This is a genomic window from Corynebacterium mustelae (assembly GCF_001020985.1).
GTDB classification, from domain to species: Bacteria; Actinomycetota; Actinomycetes; order Mycobacteriales; family Mycobacteriaceae; genus Corynebacterium; species Corynebacterium mustelae.
In genome coordinates this window covers 1708526-1728436 of sequence record NZ_CP011542.1, presented here as the reverse complement: position 1 = coordinate 1728436, position 19911 = coordinate 1708526, and the positions used below count along the sequence as shown (strand labels likewise).

Sequence of the window (19911 nt, the reverse complement as noted above, 5' to 3'; positions counted from 1 at the left end):
AAGGTTTTAAAAGCCGTTTTATTCGGCGATGTGAAATAAACCCGTGTACCTAAAAATATTTATTTAAAACAGGTTTATCGGTGATAAATAGGAGAAAATTTTCCGGACGGCGTCGTATATAGATTGTGGTCTAATTTGGCGTAAATCACATGCCAAATTTATGGGTTATGGTTATAGTAGTAGTTGGTACCTAGGATAAATAAAAAATAATTTTAACAACCAACAATACATTTAATTAGTGAATTTATTTATCGCATAAAAGCTGTTACTACTAAATATAAATTGCCGCTGTTGACCGTTAGAAACCGTGGTGGAAATTACGGTGCAGGTAACAGCAAAATTTTGTGGAGGACACTGCTTATGATTGTGCTACACATTGCCATCGTATTAGCTGCTATTGTTCTTGGTGCACGTTTGGGATCCATAGCCATCGGTTTTGCCGGTGGTTTAGGTGTGTTGCTACTTGGTCTTACCGGGGTTGCAGTAACCCGAGACGACATCCCCTTCGACGTTATCGGAATCATCATGGCTGTAATTGCGGCTATTGCCGCAATGCAGCGCGCTGGTGGTATGGATTACTTGGTGTACCTGGCGGAGCGGTTATTACGGAAAAACCCTAAATACGTCACGTATCTGGCTCCACTGGTCACCTATTTCATGACACTTTTCGCAGGAACTGGGCATACCGCATTCTCAACACTTCCGGTGATTGCGGAAGTTGCGAAGGAAGGGCGTGTGCGTCCATCCCGCCCGCTATCAATTGCGGTGGTTGCCTCCCAGTTAGCGATTACTGCCTCGCCGATTTCAGCTGCGGTGGTGTTTATGGCCTCGATCTTGGAGCCAATGGGGGTGGGTTATCTGCAGTTACTGAGCATCGTCATACCGTCGACGTTGCTTGCCATCTTCCCAACTGCTTTTATCACCAACCGGCTAGGCAAAGATCTTGATGAGGACCCAGTTTACCGTTCTCGGGTGGAGAAAGGTTTGGTATCCACTCCGAAAATCTCTACTTATACTCCAACGAAGCAAGCAAAGCTTTCAGTTGTTCTATTCCTCATCGCCATCGTTTTGGTGATGTGCTATGCCACATTGATTTCCGAGCAAGTTGGATTAATTACCGATCCGACGTTGCCTCGTAACGAAGCGATTATGTCGCTGATGTTGGGCACTGCGGTTGTGATCACAATCTTGTGCAAACTGCCACCAGACGAAATCTTAAGCACCCAGGTGTTTAAGTCTGGTATGTCCGCGTGCGTCTGTGTTATGGGCGTCGCCTGGCTAGGCACCACGCTCGTGAATGCGCACATTGAGGATATTCAGGCGTTGTCTGGCGACGTTCTTAATCAGTATCCGTGGCTACTGGCAGTTGTTCTCTTCTTCGCCGCAGCGTTGCTGTACTCGCAAGCTGCAACGACCAAAGCATTAATGCCTGCCGCGCTTGCCGTTGGTGTGAATCCGTTAACCGCAATCGCTGCATTTGCTGCGGTGTCGTCCCTGTTTGTGTTGCCAACTTACCCAACGTTGCTTGCTGCGGTGGAGATGGACGATACCGGATCAACAAAGATTGGTAAATATGTCTTTAACCACTCGTTCATAATCCCTGGAACTGTGTGTATTTTCCTTGCGGTTATATTTGGTTTCATTTTTGGCAAGCTCGCCGGATTATAGCCAGCATGTTTGCTAGTTGCACGGCCTTCATACGTCGTTAAGCATCCTTGCTGATGCTGCAAAACATTTCGATGAAACTGACGTATCCTTGGGTCGTGTGGCTCACCCTACACCCCATCCCACCAAAGTAGAAAGACACTACATACACATGTCACAGTCACCGGAATTTCGTATCGAAGTTGACCTGCTTGGCGAAATGGAAGTAGCCAACTCTCACTACTACGGCATCCACACCCTCCGCGCGATTGATAATTTCCCGATCTCAGGAACCACGATCAACGACATTCCTGAGTTCATCCGCGGAATGGTTCAAGTCAAAAAGGCAACTGCGATTGCCAATCACAAGTTGCGGGCTTTGCCTAAAACGAAGCGTGATGCGATCATTTGGGCTTGTGATCAAATCTTGAATGATGGCCGCTGCATGGATCAGTTTCCCATTGATGTATTCCAGGGTGGTGCTGGCACCTCGTTGAATATGAATACCAACGAGGTTGTCGCAAACCTGGCTCTTGAGCATTTGGGGAAAGAAAAGGGCGATTATGATGTCATCAACCCCAACGATGATGTCAACATGTCGCAATCGACCAACGACGCCTATCCCACAGGTTTCAGGCTTGGCCTGTACGAATGCATGACGCAGCTCATGGATAAAATTGATGCTCTGGAAGCGGCATTCATGGCAAAGGCTGATGAATTTGCTGACATTCTCAAAATGGGGCGAACGCAGCTGCAGGATGCGGTACCAATGACCTTGGGTGGTGAATTCAAGGCTTTCGCTCTTAACTTAGGGGAGGAGCGCAAGGTTCTGGAAAATGCAGCTAGTTGGTTACTTGAAGTTAACCTCGGTGCAACAGCAATCGGCACTGGGCTTAACACTCCTGCAGGTTATCGGGATGCAGTAATTGAAGCGTTGACTGAGGTGACTGGACTTGATATTCAACCGGCTCCAGATCTTATCGAAGCGACCAGTGATACCGGTGCCTACGTTCTTACCCATTCTGCTGTGAAGCGTGCCGCCATGAAGCTGTCTAAGATTTGCAACGATCTACGTTTGCTTTCCTCTGGTCCGCGGGCAGGACTTAATGAGATCAATCTTCCAGAGCGGCAGGCGGGTTCGTCCATTATGCCAGCCAAAGTTAATCCCGTGATTCCGGAGGTTGTAAACCAGGTATGTTTCAAGGTTTTCGGAAACGATGTGACTGTTACAATGGCGGCTGAGGCGGGCCAGCTGCAGCTGAATGTCATGGAGCCAGCCATCGGGCAGGCGCTGTTCGAGTCGATTACTATCCTGGGAACCGCAGTCGATACGCTTCGGGAAAAATGCGTCATCGGCATAACTGCTAATCCAGAGGTCTGCCGTGGCTATGTGGAAAACTCGATTGGCATTATCACCTATCTCAACCCATTTATCGGCCACCACAACGGGGATCTCATCGGTAAAGAAGCAGCTCAAACTGGCAAGTCAGTACGTGAGCTTGTGCTCGAAAAAGGCCTGATGGACGAGGAAACGCTCAATGAAGTTCTCTCCCCAGAAAACTTGATGCGTCCAACCTTCCACGGCACGTTGTACGCGGAAGACTAAAAGTCATAGCATTCGCACACCGGCCCTAATCAGTGAATAAAACTGGTTGGGCCGGTTTTCCACATGCATGCAGTCTTTGACGCGGTACATTTAAACTGTCATCCACTCTCTATCGAAAGGTCACCACCACTTATGGCCACCGACGTCGAAATTGCCCAAGCGCATGTCCTTCAACCCATCAGTGACATAGCCGAGAAAATCGGGATCCCAACCAGCGCCCTCATTCCTTACGGCACAACCAAAGCAAAAGTGGATATCACGGCCGCATCACCCGCACCTCGCGGAAAGCTGGTGTTAGTCACTGGAATCTCGCCGACACCAGCAGGGGAGGGAAAATCCACGGTACTTATTGGTCTGGCAGATGCTATTGGACTCACCGGAATAAAAACAGCAGTAGCAATCCGGGAGCCGTCTTTAGGCCCGGTTATGGGAATCAAAGGAGGTGCCGCCGGCGGCGGATACTCGCAGATAGTCCCAATGGAGGACATTAATCTTCACTTCACAGGCGACTTTCATGCGATTACTGCAGCGAACAACACCCTCGCCGCAATGATTGACAATCATATTCATCACGGTAACACTCTTGGTATTGATCCCCGCTCGATCACCTGGCAACGGTGTCTAGATGTTAACGACCGCAGTTTGCGTCATGTCGTGACCGGTTTAGGCGGTATGGCACATGGGGTGCCAACAGAGACAGGTTTTACCATCACTGCCGCCAGTGAAATAATGGCCGTTTTGTGCCTGGCCACCTCTCTTGCTGATCTGGAATTGCGGATCGGAAACATTGTTGTGGCACAAAGTTACGACAAAAAACCGATTACAGCTCGTGACATCAACGCCCATGGCGCGTTAACTGCGTTATTAAAAGACGCGATCAATCCCAATCTGGTTCAAACCTTAGGCGGGACACCTGCGTTTGTGCACGGCGGCCCGTTCGCAAACATAGCCCATGGATGCAATTCGTTAATCGCGACAGAAACCGCATTGACTTTTGCTGATGTCGTGCTGACGGAAGCTGGATTTGGCTCCGACTTGGGAGCTGAAAAATTCTTCGACATCAAAGCCCGCACTGGTGGGCTTAACGTAGATAGCTGCGTTATCGTGGCGACTATCCGTTCCCTTAAACACAACGCCGTCGACAGAACCGATGACGAAAAGCTCTTAGAACAAGGCATCTGTAACCTTGAACGCCATGTGGCTAATATTCGGAAGTTTGGAATCGAACCAATCGTTGCACTCAACGAGTTTTCCGGTGACAGCAGTGCGGATATAGCCTGGATGACCCAGTGGGCAAAGAACTTCGGGGTGACACTGGTTCCAGTGTCCGTATGGCAAAACGGTGGTGAAGGGGCTAACGATCTAGCGGCGGCGGTGGTCAACTCCCTAAGTGGTGGCACTGCACATCCACTGTACGAACCAGAAGACGGTATTGAAAAATCAATTGGCACCATAGCCACGGAAATCTATGGTGCCAACGACGTCGTATGGTCTAAACAAGCACGAAAAGATCTGGCATTTTTACAGGAAAATGGCTGGGACACCCTTCCAGTCTGTATCTCAAAAACCCAGTATTCCTTCAGTGATGACCCGACACTACTTGGTGCTGCAACAGGGCATACCCTCCATGTTCGCCAGCTTTTACCTCGCATCGGTGCAGGTTTCGTTGTTGCATTAACCGGCGATGTCATGACAATGCCCGGACTGCCAAAGAAACCAGCCGCCGAAAACATTGCGGTGCGCGATGAAAAAATAGTCGGCTTATTTTAGGCCTAGGTGGTTAAAACCTTCATATGGGGCACCATCAATATGGGCGGTGGGTGCCCCATATGAAAAACAATCCTCAGTCAGCAAACACCAATCCATCAGGGATGAGATGGCGGCGGGTTATCACACCTAGTTGTTGTTTTTAAGACTCCGCGTTGTATTTATCCCAATTTCGCTGCGCCTCTAACCAAAAACTCTGATTTTGATCGAAGACAGCAGCTAGCCTTTTGGATAAATTCCAAGTAACTGATTGCTTACCAGCAACGAACTGTACCAACATGGCTTCCGCGACATAGAGCTTCTTTGCGGCATCGTAGAATGAAATGCCCTGTGGATCGAGATAATCCTCTTTTAACACAATGCCAGGGTGGCGCGGAGCTGACATGAAAACAAAATCCTCCCTTGCTAAGGTAACACTTCTTCTAATTACCTAAACCTAGGGACTATAGTAAGTGGAGAAACTGCGTCATACCAGCAAGGTTAGGCTTTACTCCTGTTTCTGTGCTAGGTAAGGCAAAGCTGGGGGAGTGCCACCAAACTCTGGGCAAAGACTTTGATGCGGACACCAACCACATAGCTTCGACTTCTTCGTCCGAAAAAACCCACTATCAACATCCATGAGGATCTTTGACCATAATTCGGCTAGATCGCGTTCAAAAAACTCTAGTTCCTCTTTACTGGGAACAAGAAAAAGCGAATCAGCCACTTTTAAATACATGAGTCGTAATTGGTGCGGTATCACACCATGAATCCGCCACCACGCTAGGGCATAAAACCTCATTTGAAACTGCGCCTGCGCACTATATTGCGGCAAAGGTTTCTTGCCAGTTTTATAGTCAACAACCCTAATTTCCCCTGTTGGGGCGATATCAACCCGATCGATAAAACCACGTACCGGCACACCATTAGGCAGGATGGTATCAATGTACATTTCACACGCATGAGCATCGAAACCCTGTGGATTCTCCATTTCAAAATACCCGCGCAATAACGAGCGGCATTCAACCAAAAACTCCAACACATCCGGAACTAACTCAACTAATTCTGGATCTTTGGCACACATCATCGCCCAATTTGGCTTCAATCGTTTAACTGCCGCTGGATACGTGCGATCCTCCCGTGACCACCCATGCATGTCCTCTAAACAAGCATGGACTAGTGTTCCTTTTACCTGAGCAACTGTTTTGGGCTCCGGTAATTTATCGATTGCCCGAAAGCGATACAGGAGGGGACATTGTTGATAGTCACTCGCGCGGGATGGGGATAATGCTAGTTTCACATCAACCCACCTTATCGGAATACACTAATGAATCATGATTTGGGATTTCATCAGTTACATCGCAGCAAGCCCCAGCTCCTTCCACGCTGCCGACCAAGGTGCCACACTTCTCAGGGCCGCAGGGTTTAGCCCTGTGGTAGAAACTGAGCAATGGAACGCTGAACCAGGCGGACACTATCTGATCCGTGACGGCGCCCTCATGGCGTGGTTCGTTCCCGAAACCGCTGGCCCACAATCAGGATTTCGGATTGTCGGCGCACACACTGATTCACCCGGATTCAAACTGAAATTCAACGGCAACTCCACCGCCTTTGGCTTCAACCAAGCAAACGTCGAAGTATATGGCGGCCCAATCATACCGAGCTGGTTTGACCGGGAACTGGTACTCGCTGGCCAAGTATGTTTGGCAGACGGAACAACAAAACTGGTTGCAACACCACCTCTACTACGCATTCCGCATTTGGCCATCCACCTAGATCGCAGTGCTAATGAATCTTTTAGCCCGGATAGACAACGCCACCTCATGCCAATTTTCGGAGTCGACCCAACAGTTAACCTCATGGACATCGTCGCCGAATCAGCAGGAGTGGGACACAACCAAATCCTAAGCCACGACTTAATCACCACAGACGCACAACCCGGAGAATGCTTTGGCATTAAGTCACAGCTAGTCGCGGCTGGCCGATTAGATAACCTAAGCTCCGTTTTCGCGGGAATAACCGCTTTGATCCAAGCGGCTCAGGATATTGTCATTGACGGCAGCGGCGGGGACGATGTACTCGTCTTAGCCTGCTTCGATCATGAGGAAGTCGGATCCCAGTCTGCAACCGGTGCTGGCGGTCCACTATTGGAGGATGTACTACTTAGAACGGCCACTCAACTCGGGGCTAATACAGACGAACACAAACAAATGCTACAGCGCTCCTTCTGTGTCTCCGCTGATGCTGCACATTCCATCCACCCCAACTATTCTTCCCAGCACGATCACGAGAATTTCCCAATACTTGGACACGGACCAGTTTTAAAAATTAACGCAAATCAGCGATACGCTTCGACTGCCCCTACACAACAGCGGTGGTTATCCACCTGCGCAGCTGCCGGAATAACCTCACAAGTGTTCGTCGGCAACAACTCAGTACCATGTGGTTCAACCATCGGACCAATCACAGCAACAAGACTCGGGATCCCTACAGTCGATGTCGGAATCCCTCTCTTAAGCATGCACTCCGCACGAGAGCTATGCCACACAACTGACCTCGAACAATTCACCAGTGCGCTAACCACATTCTTTGTCATCTGATCGAGTCAACACAGGAGTATCATTTCCCCAACGACTCATCTCCACTGGCTGCCTATTACAACAAAAACACGTCTCTAAAGACCTTTCTGGTAGGTTAAACGCTCATGGCATATTCAGGACCCTTTCAACCCGGCGACCGCGTACAATTAACCGACCCCAAACGACGACATTCCACCATCATCTTGGAAGAAGATGGCCAGTTTTTCACCCACAAAGGCGTCATTAAACATAACGACATCATTGGCGCCGATGAAGGAACCGTCGTCAAAAGCGAACAAGGCACTGAATACCTCTGCTTCCGGCACCTCATGGTCGACCATGTACTATCCATGCCACGTGGCGCAGCCGTTATCTACCCGAAAGACTCCGCCCAGATCCTCGTCGAAGGCGACATTTTTCCCGGCGCGCGCGTCTTGGAAGCAGGCGCAGGCTCAGGCGCACTCTCCATGGCATTACTACGGGCAGTCGGTGACAAAGGTGAAGTCATCTCCTACGAAATCAGACAAGACCACCTAGAATACGCCGAGAACAACGTCGACGAATACTTCGGCCACCGCCCCGAAAACTGGAGCCCACGCCTAGGCGACCTTAAAGAAGTCACTCTCGACGATATCGGCGGCCCCGTCGACCGGATCATTCTTGACATGCTCGAACCCTGGGAATGCCTAGAAGTCGCAAAAAACCTCCTGCTGCCCGGCGGAGTCTTCATGACCTACGTAGCTACCGTACCGCAACTTATGAAAGTCATGGAGGGCATACGGGAACAAAAATGCTTCACCGAACCACGCGCCTGGGAATCCCTAATCCGAGATTGGCGAGTCGAGGGACTAGCGACCCGACCGGAACATCGCATGAACGCTCACACCGCATTTCTCGTATGGACCAGACGCCTAGCAGACGGGGTAACCCCGCCACGGCCGCAACGCCGCGCACGGAAATAGCGGCCAAAAACCACCACGGCGCAGTTTCAGGGCGAACCACCGGCAAATTGAACACTTTTTAGGCGTTCATTAGTAATGTTGTGAACATGCATCCTTCTGAAACTGCGCAACCATCTAAAGCACATTCGGAACTGATCGAGCGCAACGCCAAACTGGCGGAACTGCTACAATCCTCCCGGACAAAGCTTCAGGTCCTACATCAGCAGTTGGAGCAAATGGCAGCACCGCCATCAACATATGGCACCTTCCTAGAATTTTCCCACCCCACTAGCACCGACGCGCCGGGGGAGCAGGTCAGATGCGCAGAAGTTTTTACCACTAACCGACGCATGCGTCTTTTGGTCTCCCCTCTAGTAGATCCATCATCACTGGTGCCAGGTGTTCAAGTTCGACTAGGCGAAGCTAATCATATCGTTGAAGCATGTGGCTTCAACACCACCGGGGAGCTTGGCATAATGGTGGAAATGATCGGTGCCGATCGAGCCCTAGTATCTGATCACAATGGCGAGGAACGCATCGTCAAACTTGCGGAGCCACTACTAAGTGGTGAGCGAAAAATTCCCCGCGCCGGTGACACCGTATTACTAGATGCAAAAGCTGGTTACGTTTTTGAAGTAATACCCAAAACCGAGGTATCACGCCTAGCTTTAGAAGAAATTCCACAGGTCACCTACGCAGACATCGGAGGGCTTGATAGCCAAATCGAGCAAATCCAAGATGCGGTAGAACTACCTTTTACCTACCCCGACCTATATCACAGCTATGACCTACAGCCACCTAAAGGCGTACTACTTTATGGGCCACCCGGCTGCGGAAAGACACTAATTGCAAAAGCAGTCGCAAATTCCCTATCCAGCAGGATCGGGGACGGTTCGGCCAGCTACTTCATCAACGTCAAAGGCCCCGAACTACTAAACAAATTTGTAGGAGAGACGGAACGACGCATTCGGCTAATTTTTGAACGAGCACGCGAACTAGCCGAAGACGGACGTCCCGTCATTGTATTTTTTGACGAAATGGAGTCAATCTTTCGAACAAGAGGATCAGGAGTCTCCTCTGACATGGAAACCACCGTTGTGCCACAATTGCTAACCGAACTTGACGGCGTCGAATCCCTAAGTAACGTTATCGTAATTGGTGCAACTAACCGAGAAGAACTCATTGATCCAGCCCTCCTGCGCCCCGGCCGACTAGACGTAAAAATTCGGGTAGAAAGACCAACCAAGGAAAACGCACGCGACATCTTCAGCCGACACCTCACCAACCGCGTCCCACTAGCCGAAGACATCAACACCCTCATCAACGCCGCAGTCGACCACATGTTTGCACCCCGACCCTATGTTGAACTAGGACTAGTCACCGGTGAAACCGAAATCATCCACTATCGCGATTTTGTCTCCGGCGCCATGATCGCAAACGTCGTCGACCGTGCCAAAAAATACGCCATCAAAGCACATCTACAAGGCGACCAACAAGGAATCACCACACAGCACCTAATTACAGCCATCGACGCCGAAAACAGCGAAAGCGAAGACATGCCCAACACCGCAAACCCCGACGAATGGTCCCGAATCCTAGGCCGCAGCGGCGCTCGCGTAGCAGTAGCCCGCGTTATCGGAACCCGGAGTTAAACACCATGGCACGCATCATCGGAACCGAAACGGAATACGGAATCGCAACACCAACCGACCCCACATTATCGCCCATAATAACCTCAACACACGCCGTCGTTGCCTTCAGCCAAGGACAAGGCGCACGATGGGATTTCTCCTCCGAACATCCACTGCGCGATAGCCGCGGATTCGACCTCAAACGCCACCAAACCATTCCCGTCGTAGACCCCAACGCACTCGGAATCGCCAATGTCGTTCTAGAAAACGGCGGCCGCTTTTACGTCGACCACGCACACCCAGAATACTCAGCCCCAGAAACAACAACCCCGTGGCAAGCGATGATCTACGACCTGGCAGGCGACGTCATCATGAACACCGCAGTCAAACGAGTAGCGGCCTTCAGCGCACGCAACCACTCAATCTTAGAACACCACCAACCGTGCCCACCGCTAAAAATCTACAAAAACAACATCGACAACAAAGGCGCAAGCTACGGCAGCCACGAAAACTACCTCTATTCCCGCGACACCGAATTCGACCACCTCGCACAAGGACTCATCCCATTCCTCGTCGCCCGCCAAGTACTCACCGGAGCAGGACGCGTAGGCCTAGGCATGTTCGGCGAAGAACCCGGATTCCAAATCTCCCAACGCGCAGACTACATCGAGCAAGAAATCTCCCTAGAAACGACACTTAACCGCGGAATCATCAACACCCGAGACGAACCACACGCAGACGCAAAACGCTTCGGCAGACTACACATAATCATCGGCGACGCCAACATGTCCCACACGTCAACCCTGCTCAAACTCGGCACCACATCACTAGTCATGGACGCAATCGAAGCAGGCGCCAACTTCAACGACCTCACCCTAAAAACCCCCGTAGCCGAACTCAAACACGTCTCCCGAGACCTATCACTAACCCACAAACTCACACTCGTCGACGGACGCCAACTCACCGCACTTGAACTACTACGCGAATACCACAACCGAGTCGAAGCCGACGAAACCGTGCACCCACTATGGGCGGAAACCATAGAAAAACTCCACACCGGCGGACCACACGCCTGCGCAGACACCTTAGACTGGTGCGCCAAATGGGCACTGATTTCCTCATACACCAACCGAGGCATCGGCATCACAGACGCCAAACTCAAACTCATCGACCTACAATACGCAGACATCGACCCGTCGAAAAGCTTGTACCATGCACTAGTACGAAACTCAGCAATGCAAACACTCGTAACCACAGACATGATCGAACACGCAGCATGGCACCCACCAACAGACACCCGCGCCTACCTTCGCGGTGAATTAATTAAACGCGTATCCCACCTCATCGACTCCGCAAGCTGGGAAGTAATGTCAATCTTCGGCCAACGAATCTTCATGCCAGAAGTCACAACCCACACAAAGCAGCACACCGAAACATCTTTGAGTATTCTGCCTAACATAACCGAATTTCTAGCCGACATGCGCGCGAAAGGACTCATGGAATAAATGCCCCAAAAATTCACAACCGGCAGCGGAAAACCCGACGACGACAACAACACCGACACCACCGCATCAGGCCAAGTGCAATTCAACACCCAAGGAGTCGACGACCTCCTCGACGAAATAGACAGCCTATTAGAAACAAACGCCGAAGAATTCGTCCGCTCCTACGTACAGAAAGGCGGCCAGTAACTTCCGTGGAAGTTTTCACCCGCCGAATCATGGGCATAGAAACCGAATACGGCATCACCTGCGTCACCAACACAGGAAGCCGAAAACTCAACGCCGATGAAATCGCCAGATTCATGTTCCGCCCAGTAGTAGAAAAATGGGCGAGCTCCAACATCTTCATCCCCAACGCATCCCGCCTATACCTCGACGTCGGATCACACCCCGAAATCGCCACCGCCGAATGCGACAGCGTATCCCAGCTCATAGCATATGATCGCGCCGGGGACGTCATTGTTGATCGACTTGCTCAGCAAGCGGAAGCCCAGTTGGCTTCCGATGGTATTTCCGGGAATGTGTATCTATTTAAAAATAACCTGGACTCGGCGGGAAACTCGTATGGCTGCCACGAAAACTACTTGGTGGCGCGGGACGTAGTGCTTAGGTCGCTAGGAAGAAAGTTGCTGCCCTTCCTTATAACCCGCCAACTCGTGTGCGGTGCGGGGGCGATCAAAGACGGGGCATATCATTTTTCCCAGCGTGCAGATCACGTTTGGGAGGGAGTCTCTAGCGCAACTACCCGTTCCCGACCGATCATCAATACTCGAGATGAACCACATGCAGATTCCCATCGGTTCCGTAGGTTGCATGTTATTGTCGGCGATTCTAATCTGGCGGAACCAACAACCGCAGTGAAAGTAGGGGCAACTCTCCTGGTTTTAGAGATGATCGAAGCAGGTTTCGAGCTACCAACGTTCGAGCTGGCAAACGAAATCGCTGCGATCAAAGACATATCGGCTGATTTGAGTGGTCGCACCGAAGTGCCGTTACTTAAGCCAGAATCGGAGGACGATCCTCTAGCCAATTCGGGAAGTTCAATGGCTGCGAACCCAACGGCACTGGAAATTCAACAAGCGTATTGCGACGCCGCACACCGGTGGTTGGACGTCCGGGAAAACTACACTGAGAATGAAACGGCAACAGCCGGAACTTCCACAGCAGAACTTAGCCGTGTTGTTAAGTTATGGCAGCGTACGCTTCAAGCTATTCGGACAGGGGATTATTCGCTCATTTCCCGCGATATAGATTGGGCGATCAAATTAACATTGATGCGGCAATTCCAAGACAAACTCGGGGTAGAGCCGACCGATTTTTCCCACCCTAAACTTCAATACATGGATCTCATGTACCATGACATCCGTCGTGGGAGAGGAATATTCCCGCAACTGGAAGCCAGGGGCGTGGTTAATAGGTGGATCACTAACAAAGCTGTAGATGATGCGGTCAATAATCCGCCGACAACTACTCGCGCGGCGCTTCGAGGAAAGTTCCTTGCTGCTGCAGAGAAGGTCGCAGCACCATTTTCGGTGGATTGGATGAGGCTGAAAGTCAACCGCCCAGATCCGCAGATTGTTGAGCTTAATAATCCATTTGCGGCTCACGATCCTCGGGTAGATGATCTGATCTCCTATATGCACCTACATCAGGAAACTTATGCCCAGCAGGAGGGGTAATGGCTAATCGCAACGACGCTCAATTGGAGCGTGTCACCAATCTCACTTTTAGCTTTCTTTCCGCCGCTAAGTCGGGAACTGAGTACGTAACTTTTGATCACGTTTATAAAAACGTTCCAGGCTATAAGTTTGATGATAAAAAGAACATCCGAAAAATTGACGCAGCTCACGTCATGTTTCAACGTGATTGCCGCAACCTTATTCGCGCGGGTGTGCCGCTGGAGTCTTTTAAACTTGGCAGCCAGATAGTGTGGCGGTTACAACCAGAAAATTACGAGTTACCCGCAGTTGAATTTACCCCTGATGAAGCCACAGTTTTAGGTCTTGCCGGAAAAATGGGAACTGGCGACCAGCTCGCTGCCTTTTCCCGTTCAGGGTGGACCAAAATTGCCGCTAGCGGTGTTGAATCCTCGCTGGCACCGGCTGTCGCGTTTACGCCGATAAATGATTGGAGCTCGCTTCAGGCGCAAGATTTGGATTTGATCACGCAAGCCTGTACTCATCGCAAGCGGTTAAGTTTTTATTACCAGCGCACATCCACAAGTGATTACGTTGAACGGTGGATGGATCCGTGGGGGATAGTAGCCAATCGTGACCGATTGTATCTGGTCGGTTTTGATTTAGACCGTCAGGCGCCACGATGCTTCCGCATCACGCGCGTTTCCGATATAGCTTTTTTATCGCCTCAACACGATGACGAAGAAGTCTACGGCAGCTTTCATGGTATGGATCCGGCCGTGGATCTTCACGAACTTGTGTTGGCGCAGCTGAGAAACGGCAAAACGCTTGTCGACGCCACAATACGCGCCACGAAGGAACAAGCAGAAGATATTCAACCTGGTGCTTTAGCAATTGACCCAGATAACGGCTTATACAAACTCGTTGACATTGATGCTGGATGGTTGGTGCGGCAAGCGGCAGCCCTTGCACCTGATGTCCTTGTGCTTGAACCGAAGGAAATTGTCAACAGCGTGGTGAAATTATTGCGAAAGGCAGCACATGACACCGATTAAGAACGAACGCATCGCTGATATGGTGCGGATGCTCAATCTACTTCCATACTTTGAACGGCATCCAGGGCGTTCAATCATGGCGGCCGCCCAGGACCTAGGTTTAGAGCCCGCCACCATTATGGACGATCTCAATCGGCTATTTTGCTGCGGACCTGGAGTCATGCCGGATGAATTAGTTGACTTAGAACACGGATTCACCAGTGTCCAAGTGCTCGACAGCCAGGGAATGGACAAACCACTTCGGCTTACCCGAACCGAAGCCGGTGCGTTGCTGCTTGCCCTAGAGTCGTTGGATGTAATCCCAGGCCTTGTAGATAAGACTGCGGTTCGTTCAGCTGCTACTAAGTTGCGGTCCCTGATGGCGGATGAAGCAAATGGGGTTTTCGATTCCCAGGCGATTTCCGACGCTGAAACCGAGGCCGACGTCGAGCCAGTCGTCGAAAAACTCCGACAAGCAATGCTGTCGAATAAAAAAATATCCTTTGCATACCATTCACAAGGAGTAAAGGACAGCAAACACCGGACGGTATCGCCAGCCCGACTGTTTTCCAACCAAGGTCATACTTATCTCAACGCTTTCGACGATTTAACACACGAGCATCGAATTTTTCGTATTGACCGGATCCGGGCGTTGACCGTCACGGAAGAGTCAGCCCAGCCGCAATTATCGAAGCTTGATTTCGATCCGAAAGATCCGTTTAAACTAAGTAAAGCTACAGAGCATGCGGAACTTAAAATCACGCAGGATGCGGCATGGCTGGCGGACACTATTCCTTGTGAAGTTACCACTATTGCAGAGGATGGCTCTGTCATTGTTACGGTGCCTTTGGTATCCCGAGAATGGTTACTGACATTCGCGCTTAGTAACGCAGATCGGGTAGCAGTTCTTTCTCCGGAAGATATCGCTGGTAGCGTGCGTGAAAGGGCTAAAATGGCACTTAACGCGTATGATCTTAGCTAAATGCTTACACATAACCTCCTGAAAGGAATCTCATGAGCGTTGGGCCTTTAGAGATCGGCATTCTTATTGTCGTATTAATTCTGCTTTTTGGCGCAAAGAAACTTCCTGACGCAGCACGCTCGTTGGGTCGTTCCATGCGGATTTTCAAATCCGAAGTAAAAGAAATGAGCAATGACGATAAGCGTTTTGAAGAACAACGCGCACTGGAAGCGCAACAAACCCAAACAATCCAGCCGCAACCTATCGCGCAGCCCGAGCAATATAAGCCCCAACAGCAGCCTTAAAAATCTGTTATGAGTTCATCTCCCAAAAAGCTTCTTCGACGTAAGAAAGCTAATCCAGAAGGGCAGATGTCCTTAGTGGAGCACCTGCAAGAGCTACGGCGCCGGTTGATTATATCCATGATCGCGCTGGCAGTAGGCACCGTAGTCGGATTTATCTGGTATCAGCATAGCGTCTTCGGCATCTCATCCTTAGGTGACATCCTCAGAGGACCCTATTGTTCACTTCCGCCAGAAAAACGCGCAGTGTTCACTCTCGACGGCGAATGTCGGCTCATTGCTACTGCTCCTTTTGAAGCGCTACTGCTTCGACTTAAAGTCGGCGCATTAGCAGGTGCAGTATTCGCCTCTCCGGTTTGGCTGTACCAAATTTGGGCGTTCATCACGCCCGGCCTGATGAAAAACGAACGCAAATGGACTTTTACGTTCGTATCTGTTGCGGTTTTGCTTTTTGTTTCCGGTGCGGTTCTTGCATATTTTGTTGTAGAGTTTGGCCTGGAATTCCTCTTAGGAATCGGTGCGGAGTTCCAAGTAACAGCGTTATCTGGTGGCAGGTACTTTGATTTCTTACTGGCACTACTGGCCATATTCGGTGTCAGCTTCGAAGTGCCGCTCATCATCGCCATGCTCAATGTTGCTGGGGTACTCAGTTATGAAGCGATCAAGGATAAACGCAGCATAATCATCATGTTGCTGTTTATCTTTGCAGCCGTAATGACTCCGGGACAAGATCCGTTCTCCATGCTGGTTCTAGCCTTGGCTTTAACCTTGCTTGTCGAAATTGCCATTCAGTTCACTCGGTTAAATGACAAACGCCGAAAAGTTGAACGCCCCGACTGGCTTGATACCGAAGACGAACAAGCTTCACCACTAGCAACTACGGCAACCCCTATTGCTCCTTCTGCGCCAATAACCCCTTCCTCCTCGCTTGCAAATATTAAAGATGCAGCAAGCGTAGACAGAAACTATGATGACATCATCTAGTACTCTTAAGGCATGCACCTTGATGAGTTTGTTGCAAAACTAAAATTCCCCCTCGACGATTTTCAATTGGCCGGATGCACTGCTGTTGAACAGGATCGAGGGGTTTTAGTCTGTGCACCAACAGGAGCAGGGAAAACTATTGTTGGTGAATTTGCGGTTAGTCTTGCGCTCTCTCGGGGAACCAAGTGCTTCTACACAACCCCTATCAAGGCACTGAGCAATCAAAAATACCACGACCTGGTCAAAGAGCACGGCGAAGACACGGTGGGATTACTTACGGGAGATGTATCCATCAACCACAACGCTGACGTGATAGTCATGACCACCGAAGTGCTGCGAAACATGATTTACGCGCAATCGGCGACACTAGACCGACTTAGCCACGTGGTGATGGACGAGATTCACTTTCTATCCGATAAAAGTCGCGGCGGGGTATGGGAAGAAGTGATTCTCGGTCTCGATGACTCGGTAAGCATCATTGGGCTTTCAGCGACCGTTAGTAATTCGGAAGAATTCGGCCAGTGGTTAGGTACCGTTCGCGGCGATACTGAAGTAATCGTCTCTGAACACAGACCGGTTCCATTAGATCAGTGGATGTTAGTGGGCAGGCGAATCTACAGTTTATTTTCCCCTGGCACCACCGGCGAGGTTAATCACGAACTGGTTGCCCGGATCGAAAAAATCGACCGCGACAATCTAGAGCGCGGGCGCGCTGATTATCTAGCAGGAAAGGGGTTTCGCTCCCGGGCCAAGGGCGAATCACGCAGCGGAAAACCCCGCCCGCAGGATAAATATCGCCCACTAGGCCGTCCGGAAGTACTCGACATTCTAGCGAGCCAGGACATGTTGCCTGCTATCACCTTTATTTTTTCCCGTACCGGATGCGATGCTGCTGTGGCTCAGTGTCTCCGATCCCGCCTGGTGCTGACTACACAAGAGGAGTCTAACGAGATCGCATCAATAATTGATGAAGGCGTGGCGGGTATTCCCGATGAAGATCTGAAGGTTTTGGGATTCCGTCAGTGGCGAGCAGCATTGATGCGGGGATTCGCTGCGCATCACGCAGGTATGTTGCCCGCGTTTCGCCACGTCGTCGAAAAGCTTTTTGTTAACGGACTTCTACGCGCAGTTTTCGCTACGGAAACGCTCGCCTTGGGCATCAACATGCCAGCGCGCACGGTAGTTTTGGAAAAATTGGTCAAATTCGACGGTGAGGGACATGTTGAACTTACACCAGGTCAATACACCCAATTAACAGGTAGGGCTGGGCGGCGCGGTATTGACGTGATCGGTAATGCCGTGGTGCAGTGGTCTCCAGCCATGGATCCGGTTCGGGTCGCCGGACTCGCATCTACACGCACATATCCGCTTATTTCCACGTTTACACCGGGATATAACATGAGCGTGAATTTGTTAAAGACTATAGGCTTTCACCCTGCACATCGACTCTTAGAAAAATCATTTGCGCAGTTCCAAGCTGATGGCAGTGTCGTCGACGAAGTCCGGGAGATTGAGAAAGCAGAACGCCACGTTCAGGCAACGGAGCAACAGCTTGTCGGCGAGTTTTCCAGTCGCAGTGTTCCAAGCGAAAACCCCCTTGAAGAATTTATTGAATACATGCAGCTTCGACGCGACCTAAGCAACGAAGAGCGCCGTGCGAAGCGATTTGCCATTGAAGAACGCGAAAAAGAAGTAACCGCGATCCTCAAAAAGCTCCAACTCGGCGATGTTGTTGCCATGCCGACTAAACGTCACCCCGTGCTAGCGGTCGTTGTTCAACCAGCAAGCGACCCACGCGATCCACGACCATTAATCGTTATGGAAAGCGGCTGGTGCGGCCGCGTTGATACTCAATCTTTTGCCGTGCCGCCGATGGTCATTGGGACTATGAAACTGCCACGCAGTGTTATTGCTCAGCCCCATCGAAACAGCGGGCGGGTGGTTAATTTATTTGCCAAAGCTCATTACCGCAGGCCCAAAAAACTACGGGAAACCCCACGAAACCGGCCAACCAAGGAGATCAACGCATTGCGGGCAGCACTGCGGGATCATCCGGCTCATTACTGGCCTGATACAGAAGATCTTGCACGCGTTGGTGAGCAATTAATACGCGCCCGCGAAGAGGTTGAGCGGTTGAAGCAGCGCGTCAGTGCTGCTACGGACACGCTGGGCAAACAATTCGATCGAATCCTGGATTTACTGGCTGAATTGGATTACGTCGAATTCGTAGATGGCAACCCGCAGATTACAGATGAAGGTGAACGACTTGCGATAATTCACAATGAAAGTGATCTGCTAGTCGCACAGTGTTTGAAACGCGGAATATGGGATGGTTTGGATCCTGCGGAGCTGGCTGGAGTTGTCAGTATGTGTACTTTTGAAAACCGCAGGGAGACGCACGGCGAACCTGAAGGTGCAACCGATCCAATGGTCGATGCGATGAATGCGACGCTGCGCATTTGGGACGAATTGAGTTTTGATGAACGTCGCCATAGGTTACCTATTACTCGGTATCCCGAAGGTGGTTTCGCATTGGCGATTCATCAATGGGCCGCAGGAGCACCATTGGGCTATTGCATGGCCGCTGCTGCGGAATCAGGCGCTGAGTTGACGCCAGGTGATTTTGTTCGGCAAGCTCGCCAGGTGATTGACCTTTTAGAACAGATACGTGATACTGCGTACAACGACGACACCGCTTATGCGGCTCGCCAAGCCATTTCTGCGATTAGGCGAGGCGTTGTTGCAATTGGTTCATAGCAGAATAGATTTTTCTCGCTACCGGAGCTATTTGAGCAACAGTAGCGCAACCAATGTTGTGACCGAATGGTTCAAGGATCATGGATTGTAGGGCATAAACCTTCCCGTCGATAAGTATCGGACCGCCAGAATCACCACGCACGGCAGGATCTCGTTGAGCCAGCACAGCTGCATGGCGCACCCTGGTGTGTATGTTTTTGCCGCATGCGAAGGGAAGAGTTCCAATTACCCAGCCGGGTTTTATAACCGATGCACCACCACCCAACCCGACGCTAATGGTTCGATCTGCCAGTCTAAGGCTGGTTGAACTAATAGGAACGGTAGCGACATTGGTAAAACTGTGGTCATCTGGAAGCGGGGCTGCTACGACTGCGATATCTGTGTGCGGTATGCCGATCCACCCGGAAATTGTGCAGAACGAATCGACGTTATCAAAGGGGGCGGAAATACGAATGTCACGTGGCAGTGTATGGCGCAAAAAATGCTTCGCACTTAACACAATGGTGGGGGCGATTCTTACCCCGGAACAGAATCCAGTGCCTGAACTTAATTTCACTAATCCATTAGGCATAATGGGCCTAATTCTA

The 19911-nt window shown here is 50.6% G+C and carries 17 protein-coding genes; 14 read left to right on the top strand and 3 right to left on the bottom strand.

Annotated features, from left to right (window positions below; translation table 11 throughout):
* The first annotated feature begins 360 nt into the window (after nt 1-360).
* The 3 genes from CMUST_RS07895 to CMUST_RS07885 all read left to right on the top strand — a co-directional run bounded on the left by CMUST_RS07895 (nt 361) and on the right by CMUST_RS07885 (nt 5020).
* The gene (locus CMUST_RS07895; protein WP_047262061.1) at nt 361-1668 is read left to right on the top strand and encodes an anaerobic C4-dicarboxylate transporter; all 1308 of its coding nucleotides are present in this window, start codon (nt 361-363) and stop codon (nt 1666-1668) included.
* A gap of 148 nt (nt 1669-1816) precedes the next feature.
* Nucleotides 1817-3250, top strand: coding sequence for an aspartate ammonia-lyase (aspA, locus tag CMUST_RS07890; protein ID WP_047262060.1), 1434 nt, complete (start codon nt 1817-1819; stop codon nt 3248-3250).
* A gap of 132 nt (nt 3251-3382) precedes the next feature.
* The gene (locus tag CMUST_RS07885) at nt 3383-5020 is read left to right on the top strand and encodes a formate--tetrahydrofolate ligase (RefSeq protein WP_047262059.1); all 1638 of its coding nucleotides are present in this window, start codon (nt 3383-3385) and stop codon (nt 5018-5020) included.
* A gap of 139 nt (nt 5021-5159) precedes the next feature.
* Here the strand turns inward: CMUST_RS07885 and CMUST_RS07880 are convergent, their stop codons facing one another.
* The gene (locus CMUST_RS07880) at nt 5160-5402 is read right to left on the bottom strand and encodes a HigA family addiction module antitoxin (protein ID WP_047262058.1); all 243 of its coding nucleotides are present in this window, start codon (nt 5400-5402) and stop codon (nt 5160-5162) included.
* 102 nt (nt 5403-5504) lie between these two features.
* The gene (locus tag CMUST_RS07875; protein WP_236690091.1) at nt 5505-6296 is read right to left on the bottom strand and encodes a RecB family exonuclease; all 792 of its coding nucleotides are present in this window, start codon (nt 6294-6296) and stop codon (nt 5505-5507) included.
* A gap of 34 nt (nt 6297-6330) precedes the next feature.
* On the opposite strand from CMUST_RS07875, the gene CMUST_RS07870 reads away from it, so the two are divergent.
* The 11 genes from CMUST_RS07870 (at nt 6331) to CMUST_RS07820 (ending at nt 19324) form a co-directional block, all read left to right on the top strand.
* Entirely contained in the window at nt 6331-7596 is a 1266-nt protein-coding gene (locus CMUST_RS07870) for a M18 family aminopeptidase (protein WP_047262056.1), read from the top strand.
* 104 nt (nt 7597-7700) lie between these two features.
* Complete coding sequence (locus CMUST_RS07865; RefSeq protein ID WP_047262055.1) at nt 7701-8537, top strand: tRNA (adenine-N1)-methyltransferase; 837 nt, start codon at nt 7701-7703, stop codon at nt 8535-8537.
* Between the two features lie 86 nt (nt 8538-8623).
* Nucleotides 8624-10168: a proteasome ATPase gene (gene arc / locus CMUST_RS07860; protein WP_047262054.1), complete on the top strand. Its 1545-nt coding sequence runs from the start codon at nt 8624-8626 to the stop codon at nt 10166-10168.
* A gap of 5 nt (nt 10169-10173) precedes the next feature.
* Nucleotides 10174-11652: a depupylase/deamidase Dop gene (dop, locus tag CMUST_RS07855; protein WP_047262053.1), complete on the top strand. Its 1479-nt coding sequence runs from the start codon at nt 10174-10176 to the stop codon at nt 11650-11652.
* Nucleotides 11653-11838, top strand: coding sequence for a ubiquitin-like protein Pup (locus CMUST_RS16545; RefSeq protein WP_047262052.1), 186 nt, complete (start codon nt 11653-11655; stop codon nt 11836-11838).
* Between the two features lie 29 nt (nt 11839-11867).
* On the top strand, nt 11868-13328 hold the full coding sequence (pafA, locus tag CMUST_RS07845; protein WP_047263481.1) for a Pup--protein ligase: 1461 nt from the start codon (nt 11868-11870) through the stop codon (nt 13326-13328).
* Nucleotides 13328-14341 (top strand): helix-turn-helix transcriptional regulator, encoded by a 1014-nt coding sequence (locus CMUST_RS07840; protein ID WP_047262051.1) that lies wholly within the window; start codon nt 13328-13330, stop codon nt 14339-14341. The genes pafA and CMUST_RS07840 overlap by 1 nt, the downstream gene beginning before the upstream one ends.
* Nucleotides 14328-15302, top strand: coding sequence for a helix-turn-helix transcriptional regulator (locus CMUST_RS07835; protein ID WP_047262050.1), 975 nt, complete (start codon nt 14328-14330; stop codon nt 15300-15302). Before CMUST_RS07840 ends, CMUST_RS07835 begins: the two co-directional genes overlap by 14 nt.
* A 32-nt stretch (nt 15303-15334) precedes the next feature.
* Nucleotides 15335-15586, top strand: coding sequence for a Sec-independent protein translocase subunit TatA (gene tatA / locus CMUST_RS07830; protein ID WP_047262049.1), 252 nt, complete (start codon nt 15335-15337; stop codon nt 15584-15586).
* Nucleotides 15587-15595: 9 nt separating this feature from the next.
* Nucleotides 15596-16567 (top strand): twin-arginine translocase subunit TatC, encoded by a 972-nt coding sequence (tatC, locus tag CMUST_RS16540; RefSeq protein ID WP_047262048.1) that lies wholly within the window; start codon nt 15596-15598, stop codon nt 16565-16567.
* A gap of 12 nt (nt 16568-16579) precedes the next feature.
* A complete protein-coding gene (locus CMUST_RS07820; protein ID WP_047262047.1) occupies nt 16580-19324 on the top strand; it encodes a DEAD/DEAH box helicase in 2745 nt (914 codons plus the stop codon).
* Here CMUST_RS07820 and CMUST_RS15975 read toward each other — a convergent pair.
* Complete coding sequence (locus CMUST_RS15975; RefSeq protein WP_144414153.1) at nt 19293-19895, bottom strand: trypsin-like serine protease; 603 nt, start codon at nt 19893-19895, stop codon at nt 19293-19295. The two genes, CMUST_RS07820 and CMUST_RS15975, sit on opposite strands and share 32 nt — an antisense overlap.
* Nucleotides 19896-19911: the final 16 nt, after the last annotated feature.